We start from the raw sequence: 13,961 nt of genomic DNA, 5'->3' as shown, positions 1-13,961 counted from the left end.
GCCATGCCACACTTTAAAAGTTCGCATCCCCTCCGTAAGGAATTCCCTTGAAGCTCATGGCCGGCTTCGCCTAACAAGCGCCGCAGCGACCCATGCCCGCCCCAGAGGAGTGCATGCGGCTCCCGGCGCACACGCTTCGAGGAGACCCATGCAGAATACCCATCCCATTACGCTGTCCCACGCCACTTTTTCCTGGGCTGACGGCACCCCTGCCCACACCGACCTCACCACCGCATTCACGGCGGGCCGCACCGGACTGGTCGGGCCCAACGGCATGGGCAAGACGGCGTTGCTGCGACTGATCGCAGGAGAACGGAAGCCCGACGGCGGCACTGTGGTCACGTCGTCGACCGTCGCCTACCTGCCCCAAAGGCTGACCCTGCGCACGGACCGGACCGTCGCCGGGCTGCTTGGCCTGACGGACAAGCGGCGCGCCCTGGCCGCTGTCCTGGCCGGGCAGGAGGACGCCATGGCCGAGAACCTGGAACTTATCGGCGACGACTTGGATCTTGAGGAACGTTCCGTTGCCATGCTGGCCAGCTACGGACTGCCTGCCACAGGCCCCGAGTTCCTGGACCGGACCGTTGACACGCTGTCTGGTGGCGAGGCCATGGTTGCCGCACTGGCCGGTCTGGAACTGGCGGGCCGGCCCATCACGCTGCTTGACGAGCCCACCAACAACCTGGACCGGACCGCGCGGAACCGGCTGTACCAGTCGGTGGAGCGGTGGCGCGGCACCCTGGTGGTGGCCACGCACGACCGCTCCCTGCTGGAACGCGTGGACGCGATCGCCGAACTTCGCCCAGTCCGCAGCCGCGCCTGGGCCGGGGAACGTGTGCAACTCATCCGGCACGGCGGCAACTGGGACAGCTATGTTTCCGAATTGGACGACGAACGTGAAACCGCCGAGCGGATGGTGCGCGACGCCGGTGCCAGGCTCGCGTTGGAGAAGCGCCAGCGAATCGAGGCCGAGACGAAGATTGCCCGCCGTGCCAGGCAGGGCCGGAAGGCCGCCGGCTCGATGCCCAAAATCCTGGCCAACGAGTTGCGCAAGCGGGCCCAGGAATCCGCCGAAAAAGATGCGCGGCACCGTGGGGGACCGCGAGGGCGAGGCGGCCGCGGCCCTGTCGGATGCCCGCGACGCCTTCCCCGCCGATTCCCGCATCCGGATCGAACTGCCTGACACCGCGGTTCCCTGGGGCCGGACAGTATTGGATGCGCCCGGCAGCGTGGTAATTCTGGGTGAAATGTACGACGCCGGGGCGCCCGTTACTTCTGATTCTCGCCTCGTGTTGCGGGACCCGGAACGCGTGTCGCTTACTGGTCCAAATGGGGTCGGCAAGACAACGCTGCTCAATGCGCTGCGGCCGCTGGCAACCGTGCCGGCGGGGTATTTGCGGCAGCGGATTGGTTCCGGCCGGGAGTCCTGGGAGGGCCTTGACGACGCCCTCTCCGTTGTCGACAACGTCCGGCGCGGGGCACCGGAAGCGGCGTTGGCGTCAGTGCGCGAGCAGCTGGCCCGCTTCCACTTCCGCGGGAATCTGGTCAACCAGGCCGTGGGGGAGCTGTCCGGCGGCGAACGCTTTCGGGTTGCCTTGGCCCGCATCCTGCTGGCCCGGCCGGCGCCGCAGTTGTTGTTCCTGGACGAGCCCACCAACAACTTGGACCTTGCGTCGACAGAACAGCTGGTCTCCGCGCTCGGCGATTACGAAGGCGCGCTCATTGTCTCCAGCCACGACGACGCATTCCTGGCTGAACTGGCCCCGGAGCGCCGCTGGGAGCTGCGCCGGCTCAACAACTACTAGGCTGAAGCGTGTGATCGAGCCGACAAGCACCACCCGCCGTTTTGAGCTGACCCTGCGCAAGCCGTGGCTGGGCTGGTTCCCCAGGCCGACCGTCGTCGTCAATGGTGTGGGACAGCCAGCCCAGTGGGGGACCAGGAACTGGAAAGTTCCCGGCGACGACACCGCGACGGTGAACATTTTCCTTTTCAACCGGTGGTGGAAGTACGGAGAAGTGAACTTTAGTGTTGAGCCGGGCGCCTTAGCACCGCTGGTCTATTCGGCGCCCTGGCTTCCCTTCCTCCCCGGCAGGGTCCGGCCCGTTCGCTGATCGCTGTCACCACGCGGCGGCGAGGAGCTCGCCCAGGAGGGCGCCGCCGTCGACCTCCAAACCGCGGGAAGTGAACCAGGCGCACATGTTCCGGCAGTCCCGGGCCAGGAGGTCCGCGGCCTGCAGGTTACCGGCCAGGTCCACCAGCTGGGGCAGGTCGATGACCACCAGGCGGTCGCCGGCGGCCAGCACGTTGTACGGTGACAGGTCCCCATGGGCAAACCCCATGCGCGCAAACGCCGCCATGGCTTCCACCACCTGTTCCCAGTAGTTCTGCAGCTTCGCCGGCCCTGGATGGGTGGCCTGCAGACGGGGTGCGGCAACACCGGGATTGTCGGGGTCCTCAATGAATTCCATCATGATCTCGGTCCCGGAAATCTGCACCGGATAGGGCACGGGGATGCCAAATTCGCGTGCCATGCGCAGGTACGTCCATTCGGCGTCGGCCCAGCGTGCGGCCTCCACCGCGCGGCCGTACGTGCTTCCGCCCTTGATGGCGCGGGCGTCGCGGGAGCGCCGCACGGACCGGCCCTCCGTGTAGGCGGAGGAGCGGTGGAAGAGGCGCTGGTCCGAGGACCGGTACCGCTTGGCGGCGAGTATGGCGCTTCGGCTTTCAGTGGCGCGCTCCACGAGGAACACGTCGGCCTCCTTGCCGGTCTTCAGCACGCCGAGGTCGGTATCGATGGCCCCCGCGTCCTCGATGACAAAGTCCGGATAGGGCGCCGGGCCGCGCATTAGCTTTTCCAGGTCCGGCCACGTGGACCAGCGCTGGTTGTCAGCGAGGGAATCGTCGAGGACGTTCCAGTCAGCCGGGCGGGGATCGGGATCGAAAACGCCGCGCGGGGCAGTACCACGGCGCGTTTTAATGGGTGAAAAAGACGGTGCTTCGAAGTGCTGTTGGTCAGCAGAAAACTTCATGGGTGAATCGACTCCTGTGGAAGGACAAGCTGATGTTTTGGGCGCGAACTGCTGCACGAACATTCATGGGGTCCTCCTTAGGGTCGAAAAGCGGGCACGTCTGTGAATCAACACAATCTGACCACGCCCGGGAGCTGCGTGTCAACGAAAATTGTGGCGCGGGGCAGCATGGACGGGCACCTTGTCCCACACGGCCCGCGCCCGCACGGCTACGCGCCCGCACGGCTACGCGCCCGCACGGCTACGCGCCCGCTTTAACGGCGCTGTCGCGGCGCAGCCGGCCCCACGCCACAAAGCCGTATAGGGCCAGTGCCGCCTGGGCCATGAACAGGAAGATCAGCACGGAGCCCCGCGCGGACAAGGCGATCCCGGCCATAGCGAACACGGCGGAGGCGGCGATCAACAGCCAGGCCCAGCGGGAGCGGTGCGCCAGCCCCACGAGTCCGGCCGGGAGAAACCCCTGAAGGAAGCCGCTGAGGAAGAGCGGGGCCAACGGAATCGAGAGTCCCGGGCCGGAACCGTAGGCACCCGGGCTGCCGGAATTGAGAACCATCGCCGGGATCAGGCCGGCGGCGGCAAAAACCACGGCAACCACCAGCGGCGCCGCAGCGTCCGTAGCGTGGAAGTTCCGCAGGTAAAGGTCACGGACCATGGGCCCGGCCACGGCCGCCCTCCTGAAACACAGCAGCCCGTACCAGGCAACGGCCGCGCCCACGAGCAGCGGGATCCACGAGCCCACAATGTACAGCACCACGCCCAGAGGGGACGAAAGAAATCCGAACGGAAGACTGAGCATCCCGGACAGCAGGGACATCGCGAAGGACGCAATCACCAGCCACCAGCCAAGCTCGCTCCGCCGGCCCAGGAACACCAGGGCGGCGCACATGATCAGCACGCCCAGAATTCGCAAGCCCAGGGACAGGGCCTGCGGGGCACTGTAAATGGGGCCAAACAAGATGTCGCCGATTCCGTCCATGCTCCAACCCTACGCGGATTCGTTCGTCCGCCGGGGCGGCTGAAATGTCGGCACGGCACAGGCCCAAGGCGGGGAACGGCGTCGTCCATCCGGACGTGCGAAAACACCAACCCAGGGTTCCCGGCCCGGGTGATTCCGGCCGCTTTTCGCGCCGTTGCCGGGCCGGGCGTGTTTGGATTGGGGGAGACGGACGAAAGGCGGTTCCCCATGTCCCGTGGAATTTATGTCAGTGCCACCACCCCCGGCTCCGGAAAGACGCTGGTGTCGCTGGGCCTGGCCGACGCCCTGCACCGGCACGCGGACAGGATTGGCTTTTTTCGGCCCATCACCGCAGGCACGGACCCCGAACTTGACCCGACCGTCACCATGTTCCGGCGTATGTACAAGCTCGCGCCGGAGGTGTGCCGCGCTGGCCTGACGGGCGCCGGGGCCCGGGCGCTGCTCGCGGCCGGGAAGCGCGCGGAGATCGACTCACGCTGCGTGGATATTTACAGCGAAATCGCCAAGAAGTGCGACGTCGTCATTGTGGAAGGCACCGACCTCACCGGCCAGGACGCGGCCGTGGAATTCGACCTCAACGCCAGGCTCGCCAACAACCTGGGACTGCCCATGCTCGCCGTGATCGGCGCCCGCGGCCTCACCGCCGATGAGGCCGCCGACGCCGTGGATGTGGCCCGCAAGGAACTGGTGGCGGCGAACTGCTCGCTGCTGGCCATGATGGTGAACCGCGCGGACCCCGGCACGGTGGACGCGATCAAGGCGGCCGTGCGCCCCGGGGCCAGCAGCCGCCCCGTCTATGTCATCCCGGAAATCGCCGAGATCTCCAGGCCCACCGTGGATGAGGTGGCCAAGGCCCTGAAACTGCGGCAGATCGCCGGCAGCCCGGAGCTGGAACGCGACGTGCACGCCATCAAGGTCGCGGCGATGACCGTAGGCAACTTCCTGCACCTGCTCGACGCCAATGACCTGGTCATTGTTCCCGGCGACCGGGCCGACGTCATGGTGGCGTCGCTGGCCTCCGCGTTCTCGCCAGAATTCCCGGTGCCCTGCGGCATGATCCTCACGGGGGGCCTGGCACCTGACCCGAACGTGCTGCCCATCCTGGCTCATGCACCTTTCCCCGTTTTTGCCTCCCCGGATGACACGTTCAGTGTCGCCCGGGCCGTCAGCGAGGTGCGCAGCGAGATCCATTCCGGGCAGCGCCGCAAGGTGGCGGCCGCCATGGGCGCCTGGTCGCGCAGCGTGGACGAAGCCGAACTGCTGGAGCGGGTGTCGCTGCCGCGTCCGGCCACCATGACGCCGCTGCGCTTCCTGCACGACTTGATTGAGCGGGCCCGCGGTGACCGCAAGCACATCGTCCTGCCCGAGGGCAGCGACGTGCGCGTGCTGCAGGCGGCCGAAATCCTGCACCGGCGTGACGTGTGTGACCTGACCCTGCTGGGCAAGCCACAGGCAATCGGAGAACTGGCAGCGGCGCACGGCGTGGACCTGAACGGCGTGGCGATCGTGGACCCGGAGACATCGGAACTGCGTGAAAGCTTCGCCCTGGAGTACCAGCGGCTGCGCGCGCACAAGGGCGTGGACCTGGCCCGGGCGCGCGAAGTCATGACGGACGGCTCCTACTTTGGCACCATGATGGTCCAGCTGGGCCTCGTGGACGGCATGGTCTCCGGTGCCGCGCACACCACGGCAAACACCATCCGCCCCGCGCTGGAGTTCGTGAAAACCCGCGACGGCGTGCGGATTGTCTCCTCCGTGTTCCTGATGCTGCTCGCGGACCGGGTGCTCGTCTACGGTGACTGTGCCGTCAACCCCGAACCCAACGAGGAACAACTGGCCGACATCGCCATTGCCTCGGCGGAGACAGCAGCCCAGTTTGGGGTGGAGCCGCGCATCGCCATGCTTTCCTACTCCACCGGCGGCTCCGGCTCCGGCGCCGCGGTGGACGAGGTGCGCCGCGCCACCGGGCTGGCGCGCGCCGCCCGCCCCGACCTCGCCATCGAAGGCCCCATCCAGTACGACGCCGCCGTGGACGCCACGATCGCAGCGTCCAAACTGCCGGCCTCGGAGGTGGCCGGGCAGGCCACCGTATTTATTTTTCCCGACCTGAACACCGGCAACAACACCTACAAGGCCGTGCAGCAGTCCGCGGGCGCCGTGGCCGTGGGCCCGGTCCTGCAGGGCCTGCGCAAGCCCATCAACGATCTCTCCCGCGGCTGCACCGTGGAGGACATTGTGAACACCGTGGCCATCACCGCCATACAGGCCCAGGCAGCCCTGGATTCCAGCAATTCCACCGAAACGAAGGAATCCTAATGCGTGTGCTCGTCATCAACTCCGGCTCCTCCTCGCTGAAGTACCAGGTGCGCGACACCACCAGTAATCAGGTCGGGGCGAACGGGTTGATTGAGCGCATTGGCGAGGGTGCGGGCGGGCCGGCGGACCACGGGGAGGCCATGGACCAGGTGGAGGCCGAGCTGGAAGGCGTGCTGGCCGGTAAGCCGCTGGACGCCGTCGGACACCGGGTGGTGCATGGCGGGGAGCGCTTTGGCGAGCCGGTGCTCATCAACAATGAGATCACGCGCGCCATCGAACGGCTGAACCCGCTGGCACCGCTGCACAACCCCGCCAATGTGCTCGGGATCCGCGCCATCACGGCGAAGTGGCCGGAGCTGCCGCAGGTGGCCGTGTTTGACACCGCCTTCCACCGCACGCTGCCGGAGCACGCGTGGCGGTATGCGGTGCCGGATTCGCTGTACCGCCAGTACGGGATCCGCCGCTACGGCTTTCACGGGACCTCGCACGAATTTGTCACGGGCCGGGCCGCGGAACTGCTGGGCATCCCGCTGGAGCAGTTCAACGCCGTCGTGGCGCACCTGGGCAACGGTGTCTCGCTCACAGCCATCCAGGGCGGCGCCAGCGTGGACACGTCCATGGGGTTCACGCCGCTGGAGGGGCTCGTCATGGGCACCCGCAGCGGCGACCTGGACCCGTCCATCCTCATTTACCTCCAGCGCCAGGGGCTGTCCGCAGACGAGATCGACACGATGCTCAACCGCGAATCCGGGCTCAAGGCGCTCGCCGGAAACAACGACATGCGCGCCATTGTGGACGCCGCCGAGGCGGGGGACCAGCGGGCGCAGACGGCGCTTGCGGTCACGTCCTACCGGCTGGCGAAGTACATTGGCGGCTACCACGTGGCCGTGGGCGGCGCGCAGGCGCTCGTGTTCACAGCCGGCATTGGCGAGAATTCTTCGGTATTCCGTGCGCAGGTTGTGGGGCGGCTGGGAGCCCTGGGCCTGAAGCTCGACGTCGAAGCGAACCGTTTGCGTTCCGGTTCGCCCAGGGTGATCAGCGCCCCGGATTCAGCGATCCCCGTATTGGTGGTGCCCACGGATGAGGAGCGGGCCATCGCGGAGGCCACGGCAGCCGTTGTAAACTCGATTCATGGTTGAAATTCCCTACCCGCTGACGACCGAGCGGCTGGTGCTGCGCCGGTTCGCCGCGGGCGACCTGGACGCGTACTACGCCTACCAGCAGCTTCCTGCAACGGCCCGGTACCTGCTCAACGAGGCCCGCAGCTACACCGAATGCATGGGGCGGATCGCCATGTATGTTGATGCGCCATTTGAACAGGAAGGCCATTGGGCCAGTTTTGCGATCGAGCGGGCCGGTGCGCCGGGGCTCGTGGGGGAGATCGCGTTGAAGTGGAGCGCCGGCGGAACGTCGGGGGACGGCGTTTCGCCCGAGCGCGTCGGCGAGATCGGCTGGACGCTGGCGCCCCAGGCACAAGGGCTGGGTATTGCCACGGAGGCAGCCCGGTCCGTGCTCGAGCTGGCCATGGACGGTTTCGGCTTCCACCGGGTGGAGGCGCGCCTGGATGCCCGCAACAGCGCCTCCGCGGCCATCTGTGAACGGCTCGGCATGCGGCGCGAAGGCGTGCTGCGGGACAACATGTACCTCAAAGGTGAATGGACCTCGGAAGCCATATACGCGGTGGTGCGCAAGCCGCCGGCAGCCGGCGGGGCCTGATCACGGGCAGCCGCTGAAAGCGCTGTGATGAGACTCACGCGCAATGAATGGAGATCCGCTTGAGACGGCGAGGCCGGGCGGGCATGATGAAAAGGACGGGGTTGACCCGTTCCTGCTTTCGCAACGACGCGACGGCAATGGTTGAAATGAATGAGGCACCGAATAATGACGTTCGAATCCACTGACTCCGTAACACTGAAAATCTGGGACCGGTCTGCCATGGACCACACGCTGGATGCAGCCGTCCACGATCTTTCCACCCGCGCCAACGCCCCCAAGCACAGCATCGCGGTCACCTGCAGCGGGCCCAACACCTTTACCGTCAGCCTGAACCGCTAAGCTCCCGGGCGCAATGCTGCGGGCAGCAACGCCGGTCGCGCGGACGAATAATGACACCGATCCCGCTTTCGGACACAGCGATCGCTGTAGCGAAAAGCGGGATCGGTGTCATTATTCGTTTCCGGCCTTGGGGCTATCGCAGCGTGGTGGCCCCAATGGCGTCGGCCAGGAACGCGTAGTCCCAGGCGCGGGTCTTCCAGCCTTCGTACCGGCCGGAGGCGCCACCGTGCCCGCCGTCCATTTCGATCTTGAGTACAATCGGCTCGGACCCGGTTGAGGTGGCGCGGAGCACCTGAACCCATTTGGCCGGCTCCACATACAGCACGCGGGTGTCGTTGAAGCTGGTGACGGCCGCGATCTTCGGGTAGGCAACGGCCCGCACGTTCTCATACGGGGTGTAGGACTTCATGTAACTGTACACCTCGGGGTCGGTGATCGGGTTGCCCCACTCCTCCCACTCCAGGGCCGACAGCGGCAGTTCCGGGTCCAAGATGGTGGTCAGGGCGTCCACGAACGGCACCTGCGCCACAATGGCCGCGTACTTTTCCGGCGCCAGGTTCGCCACGGCGCCCATCAACAGCCCGCCGGCCGAGCCGCCCATCGCGCCGATCCGCGCCGGGTCCACCCAGCCGGACTGCGCCAGCCAGTCGGTGGCCGCCACAAAGTCACTGAAGGTGTTCCTCTTGTTCAGCTTCTTGCCGTCCTCGTACCAGTGCCGGCCCATCTCGCCGCCGCCGCGCACGTGCGCAATGACGAACACCACGCCGCGGTCCAGCAGCGAAAGCCGCGGCACGCCAAAGCCGGGATCCATGCTGACCTCGTAGGACCCGTAGCCGTACACCACACCGGCATTGGAGCCGTCCCGGGCCAGGTCCGCCCGGCGCAGCACGGACAGCGGAACCTTGGTGCCGTCACCGGCCACGGCCCACTCGCGCTGCGCCACGTAGTCCTCGGAACGGTAGCCGCCCAACACCGGGGTCTCCTTGCGCAGCAGCAGTTCGCCGCCGCCGGAGCCTGCCGGCGACACGGCCGTGGGCAAAACAAAGTCATAGACGCGCGGGGGCGTGAAGTCGGAGGTGTAGACCAGGCGGATCACGGGGGACTCGAACTCCGTACCGCCCATGGATGCCGTGTACAGCTCCTCGCCGAAGACAGGCTCGACGCCGGCCGCCTGCTTCACGGTTCCCAGTCCTTCCAGCGCGGTCACCTGGATACGCTCGATGGTGTCCTTGCGCAGCGAAACCACCATGTGGGTGGCCGTGACCGTGGCGCCGTTGATGCGCACCGCATCGTCATGGGCAATGACGGTGGCCCATTCCTGGGCGGCCAGCGGCTTGGTGAATTCGACGCCGTCGACCAGGGAAATCATGGAGTTGGCAGCGTCACGGTCATGGGTGAGCAGCACCTTTTCGACGCCCTCAAGGAGGAAGGGCTCGGCGTCGTACAAGATCTGCTCGCTGCGCGGGATCAGGACCTGCGGGCCCCTTTCGGGGGAATCGAAGTTGAGGAGACGGGTTTCGCTGAACTCGGAGCAGCCGATGCTGATGGCCAGGTGGCGGCGGTCGGCGGTCAGGCCAAAGCCCGTCCACATGGCGACGTCGTCTTCCTGATAGAGGACTTCATCCTGCTCCACCGGCGTCCCCAGCACGTGGGTTTTCACCTGGTACGGGCGCCAGGAATCGTCAGCCACCATGTAGTACAAGGTGGTGCCATCGGGAGAGAAGGTCAGGCCGTAGAACGCCTTCTCAATGGTGTCCGGCAGCAGTTCGCCGGTGCGCAGGTCCTTGATCCGTACCGTGAACAGCTCATCGCCGGCGAAGTCCGCTCCATAGGCATAGAGGTTTCCGTCGCGCGTGACGGCTGCGCCGCCCAGGGAGAAGAACGGCTGGCCCTCGGCCTCCGCGTTTCCGTCCAACAGGATCTGTTCGCCGGGCACGTCCACGCCCGGCTCGACCACCGGGGGAGTCCAGTCCCCGACGTCGCTGCCGTCGCCGTCAGCCTTCACCCGGCACTGGATGGCGTAGGCGCTCCCCTCGACCATGCGGGAGTAGTACCACCAGCCGTCCTTGCGGCTCGGCACGGACAGGTCGGTTTCCTGCGTGCGGTTCTTGATCTCGTTGAAAATGTCCGTCCGGAGCTGTTCCTGGTCCGCCGTGACGGCATCCGTGTAGGCCTGCTCCGCGTTCAGGAGCTCCACCACGTCCGGGTTTTCCTTCTCGCGCAGCCATTCGTAGTTGTCCGTGAACGTGTCGCCGTGGTGGGTCCGATCTACGGGCACCTTTTTGGCCACGGGCGGGGCAGCCGGGGCTGTTTCGGTGGGAGGCGGTGTGGATGCGGCGTCGGGGATCGTCATGAAACCCACTGTAGCGAGGGCGGCCCTGGCGCAAGGGCATGTATGCCGACAGCGGAGCGCCTCCCTCCCCAGCTGTGACGCGGTTGTGGCTAATTTCCCGCGGAAATTCAGCATCTTCTGCGTCACAGTTGCGTGGGCGGTTGACCGTGCGCCCCATCACATGGAATATTTATAGAACGAACGGTCGGTAAATTGGCGGCCGGGACCTTGGCGGCAGCGAAGCCGCGCCGCACAGCACGCTCGAAGGGTACCTTTCATGGCCACAGAAACACCGCAGGCATTCCTGGTGGGCGGCGTCCGGACGCCGGTTGGCCGCTACGGCGGTGCCCTGTCCAGCGTGCGCCCCGACAACCTTGCGGCGCTGACCATCAAGGAGCTCATCACCAAAAACGGCATTGACCCCGCCGACGTGGACGAGGTCATTTTCGGCAATGCCAACGGCGCAGGCGAGGAAAACCGCAATGTTGCCCGCATGGCGTGGCTGCTGGCCGGCTTCCCGGACACCGTCCCCGGCATCACCGTGAACCGGCTGTGCGCCTCCGGCATGAGCGCCATCACCATGGCCAGCCACATGGTCAAGGCTGGGGCGGCAGACATCGTGGTGGCCGGCGGTGTCGAGTCGATGTCCCGTGCCCCGTGGGTCATGGCCAAGCCGGAGAAGGCCTTCGCCAAGCCGGGCGCCACTTTCGACACGTCGATCGGCTGGCGCTTCACGAACCCCAATTTCCTCTCCGGCGAGCTCTCCCGTGACGGCAAAATGACGTTCTCCATGCCGGAAACCGCCGAGGAAGTGGCCCGCCGCTACAACACCTCGCGCGAAGACTGCGACGCCTTCGCCGTCCGCTCCCACGAACTCGCGCTGAAGGCGATCGCGGCCGGGCACTTCACGGAAGAGATCGTGCCCGTCACCGTGCACGGGCGCAAGGGCGACACCGTGGTGGACACCGACGAGGGCCCCCGCCCCAGCACCACCGCGTCAGTCCTGGCCGGCCTGCGCCCCGTGGTCAAGGGCGGTTCCGTCGTCACCGCCGGCAATGCGTCCACCCTGAACGACGGTGCCTCCGCCATCATCGTCGCCTCCGAACGCGCCATCAAAAAGTACGGGCTCACCCCGCGCGGGCGCATTCTGGACGGTGCCTCCGCCGGGCTGGCCCCGGAAATCATGGGCATGGGACCGGTCGCCGCCAGCCGCAAGATCCTCGAACGGCAGAGCATCAGCGTGGGCCAACTCGGCGCCGTCGAACTTAATGAGGCATTTGCGTCCCAGTCCTTGGCCAGCATGCGCGAGCTCGGCCTGGACGCCGGCACAGTCAACAATTGCGGCGGCGCCATCGCACTGGGCCACCCGCTTGGCTCCTCCGGCTCGCGGATCGTGGTCACGCTGCTGGGCCGGCTGGAGCGCGAGGCGTCCGCCGGCAGCCTGGGCCTGGCCACGATGTGCGTGGGCGTGGGCCAGGGCGCGGCACTGCTCGTGGAGCGTATCTGATGGCAGATCCATTGTTGCCGCGGCCCCTGACGGACGACGCCGGCCCCCGCCTCGATCCCGCAGCATTCGCCACACTGCTGGTCACCGAGGGGGTGGACCGCGTGGCTGTCCAGCTCAACCGGCCGGCGGTCAGGAACGCCATCGACGCACAGATGGTGGATGAGCTGCACTCCGTCTGCGCGCACCTCGAAGCATTGCCAAAGGTTCTCATCCTGTCCGGGATTCCCAGCGACGAGGCCGCCGGGACCAAGGGCATTTTCGCCTCCGGCGCGGACATCGCCGAACTGCGCGAACGCCGCCGCGACGACGCACTGGCCGGCATCAACTCCGGATTGTTTGACCGCATTGCCAGGCTGCCCATGCCCGTTATCGCCGCCCTGGACGGGTACGCGCTGGGCGGCGGCGCCGAGCTGGCCTACGCCGCCGACTTCCGCATCGGTACCCGGGCGCTGCGCATGGGCCAGCCCGAAACGTCCCTGGGCATCATGGCCGCCGCCGGCGCCACCTGGCGGCTGAAGGAACTCGTGGGCGAGCCGGTGGCGAAGCAGATGCTGCTGGCCGGGCGGATCCTTACCGGTGAGGGCTGCCTCGCTGTTGGGCTGATTACTGAACTGCTGGAGTCCGCCGCACTGCTCGCGGCCGCGCAGGAGCTGGCCGACAAGATATGCGCCCAGGATTCGTTGGCGGTGCAGACCACCAAGCGCGTGTTCCATGAACCGCGCGAGGCCCACCCCGAGGCGGACAACCGGGCACAGGCGGAATTATTTGAATCGCCCGCCAAGTTTGACCGCATGCAGGCCTTTCTGGACAGGAAGAAGAAATGACCCCCACACCCGACGCTCCCTCACCTTCGAGTGCCTTTTTGCCAACCCTCCCTCAGTTCGTGGGTGTTCTGGGCGGCGGCCGCATGGGCGCCGGGATTGCGCATGCCTTCCTTATGGCAGGCTGCGAGGTGCTGGTGGTGGAGCGCGACGGCGACGCTGCCGCAGGCGCCCGGGCCCGCGTGGAAGGCGCCCTGGCCAAGTCGGTGGAGCGCGGCCTGGCGGGCAACCCAGACGGATTTCTGGCCCGGCTGGAGGTGTCCACCGACTACGCCGACTTTGCCCGGTGCGGGCTGGTGGTCGAGGCGGTACCGGAAATCTGGGAGCTGAAAGTTTCCTCGCTGCAGGGCGTGGAAAAGCACCTGGGACCCACCGCGACACTGGCGTCCAACACGTCCTCGCTGTCCATGACGGGACTCGCCGCGGAGCTGGAGCGACCGGAAAACTTCATCGGCCTGCACTTCTTCAACCCCGTCCCGGCGTCCACGCTGATCGAGGTTGTCATCGCAAAGCAAACGAGCCCCGCACTGGTGACCACGGCGCAAGGCTGGGTGGCCGCGCTGGGCAAGACCGCCGTCGTCGTCAACGACGCACCGGGCTTTGCCTCCTCCAGGCTTGGCGTGGCGATTGCGCTGGAGGCCATGCGCATGGTGGAGGAGGGCGTGGCAAGCGCCGGGGACATCGACGCCGCCATGGTGCTCGGCTACAAACACCCCACCGGACCGCTGCGCACCACGGACATCGTGGGCCTGGACGTGCGCCTGGGCATTGCCGAATACCTGGCGGAGACGCTCGGTGAGCGCTTCGCGCCACCGCAAATCCTGCGCGACAAGGTGGCCCGCGGCGAACTGGGACGCAAGAGCGGCCGCGGATTCTTTGACTGGAACTAATTTCTTTACCGGGCTGAAATGCCCGCACCAAGAC

At 66.8% G+C, this 13,961-nt stretch carries 13 protein-coding genes; 10 read left to right on the top strand and 3 right to left on the bottom strand.

The annotated features are described in order from the left end of the window. The first annotated feature begins 148 nt into the window (after positions 1–148). The 3 genes from CVV68_RS08645 to CVV68_RS08635 are packed head-to-tail and all read left to right on the top strand — an operon-like array spanning position 149 to position 2,112. On the top strand, positions 149–1,183 hold the full coding sequence (locus CVV68_RS08645) for an ATP-binding cassette domain-containing protein (protein ID WP_170133127.1): 1,035 nt from the start codon (positions 149–151) through the stop codon (positions 1,181–1,183). Next, on the top strand, positions 1,080–1,805 hold the full coding sequence (locus CVV68_RS08640) for an ATP-binding cassette domain-containing protein (RefSeq protein ID WP_211320765.1): 726 nt from the start codon (positions 1,080–1,082) through the stop codon (positions 1,803–1,805). The genes CVV68_RS08645 and CVV68_RS08640 overlap by 104 nt, the downstream gene beginning before the upstream one ends. Before the next feature lie 10 nt (positions 1,806–1,815). Then, complete coding sequence (locus CVV68_RS08635; protein ID WP_110500591.1) at positions 1,816–2,112, top strand: hypothetical protein; 297 nt, start codon at positions 1,816–1,818, stop codon at positions 2,110–2,112. Between the two features lie 6 nt (positions 2,113–2,118). Here the strand turns inward: CVV68_RS08635 and CVV68_RS08630 are convergent, their stop codons facing one another. Together CVV68_RS08630 and CVV68_RS08625 are read right to left on the bottom strand one after the other, a co-directional pair. Further along, positions 2,119–3,030 carry a serine protein kinase RIO gene (locus tag CVV68_RS08630; protein ID WP_110500590.1) on the bottom strand — a complete coding sequence of 304 codons (912 nt, stop codon included), beginning with the start codon at positions 3,028–3,030 and terminating at the stop codon, positions 2,119–2,121. A 241-nt stretch (positions 3,031–3,271) separates the two neighbouring features. After that, positions 3,272–4,006, bottom strand: a complete 735-nt coding sequence (locus CVV68_RS08625; protein WP_110500589.1) for a hypothetical protein — start codon at positions 4,004–4,006, stop codon at positions 3,272–3,274. Positions 4,007–4,213: 207 nt separating this feature from the next. Here CVV68_RS08625 and pta point away from each other — a divergent pair, with 207 nt between their 5' ends. From pta to CVV68_RS23440, 4 genes are all read left to right on the top strand, one after another. Further along, the gene (gene pta, locus CVV68_RS08620; protein WP_110500655.1) at positions 4,214–6,322 is read left to right on the top strand and encodes a phosphate acetyltransferase; all 2,109 of its coding nucleotides are present in this window, start codon (positions 4,214–4,216) and stop codon (positions 6,320–6,322) included. Continuing rightward, positions 6,322–7,461 (top strand): acetate/propionate family kinase, encoded by a 1,140-nt coding sequence (locus CVV68_RS08615; RefSeq protein WP_110500588.1) that lies wholly within the window; start codon positions 6,322–6,324, stop codon positions 7,459–7,461. Before pta ends, CVV68_RS08615 begins: the two co-directional genes overlap by 1 nt. Further along, positions 7,454–8,038, top strand: a complete 585-nt coding sequence (locus tag CVV68_RS08610; RefSeq protein ID WP_110500587.1) for a GNAT family N-acetyltransferase — start codon at positions 7,454–7,456, stop codon at positions 8,036–8,038. Before CVV68_RS08615 ends, CVV68_RS08610 begins: the two co-directional genes overlap by 8 nt. A gap of 165 nt (positions 8,039–8,203) precedes the next feature. Then, the gene (locus tag CVV68_RS23440) at positions 8,204–8,377 is read left to right on the top strand and encodes a hypothetical protein (protein ID WP_170133125.1); all 174 of its coding nucleotides are present in this window, start codon (positions 8,204–8,206) and stop codon (positions 8,375–8,377) included. Positions 8,378–8,510: 133 nt separating this feature from the next. Here CVV68_RS23440 and CVV68_RS08605 read toward each other — a convergent pair whose 3' ends face one another. Continuing rightward, positions 8,511–10,730 carry a S9 family peptidase gene (locus tag CVV68_RS08605; protein WP_110500586.1) on the bottom strand — a complete coding sequence of 740 codons (2,220 nt, stop codon included), beginning with the start codon at positions 10,728–10,730 and terminating at the stop codon, positions 8,511–8,513. Positions 10,731–10,986: 256 nt separating this feature from the next. Here CVV68_RS08605 and CVV68_RS08600 point away from each other — a divergent pair, with 256 nt between their 5' ends. From CVV68_RS08600 to CVV68_RS08590, 3 genes are read left to right on the top strand one after another with little or no spacing between them, the layout of a single operon-like run. Next, a complete protein-coding gene (locus tag CVV68_RS08600) occupies positions 10,987–12,216 on the top strand; it encodes an acetyl-CoA C-acyltransferase (RefSeq protein ID WP_110500585.1) in 1,230 nt (409 codons plus the stop codon). Then, positions 12,216–13,040, top strand: a complete 825-nt coding sequence (locus CVV68_RS08595; protein WP_110500584.1) for an enoyl-CoA hydratase/isomerase family protein — start codon at positions 12,216–12,218, stop codon at positions 13,038–13,040. The genes CVV68_RS08600 and CVV68_RS08595 overlap by 1 nt, the downstream gene beginning before the upstream one ends. After that, positions 13,037–13,927, top strand: coding sequence for a 3-hydroxyacyl-CoA dehydrogenase family protein (locus CVV68_RS08590; RefSeq protein ID WP_110500583.1), 891 nt, complete (start codon positions 13,037–13,039; stop codon positions 13,925–13,927). The genes CVV68_RS08595 and CVV68_RS08590 overlap by 4 nt, the downstream gene beginning before the upstream one ends. The last annotated feature ends 34 nt before the right edge of the window (positions 13,928–13,961 follow it).

This window comes from Arthrobacter livingstonensis, assembly GCF_003219815.1.
GTDB classification, from domain to species: Bacteria; Actinomycetota; Actinomycetes; order Actinomycetales; family Micrococcaceae; genus Specibacter; species Specibacter livingstonensis.
This window is presented reverse-complemented; position numbering and strand designations above follow the sequence as displayed.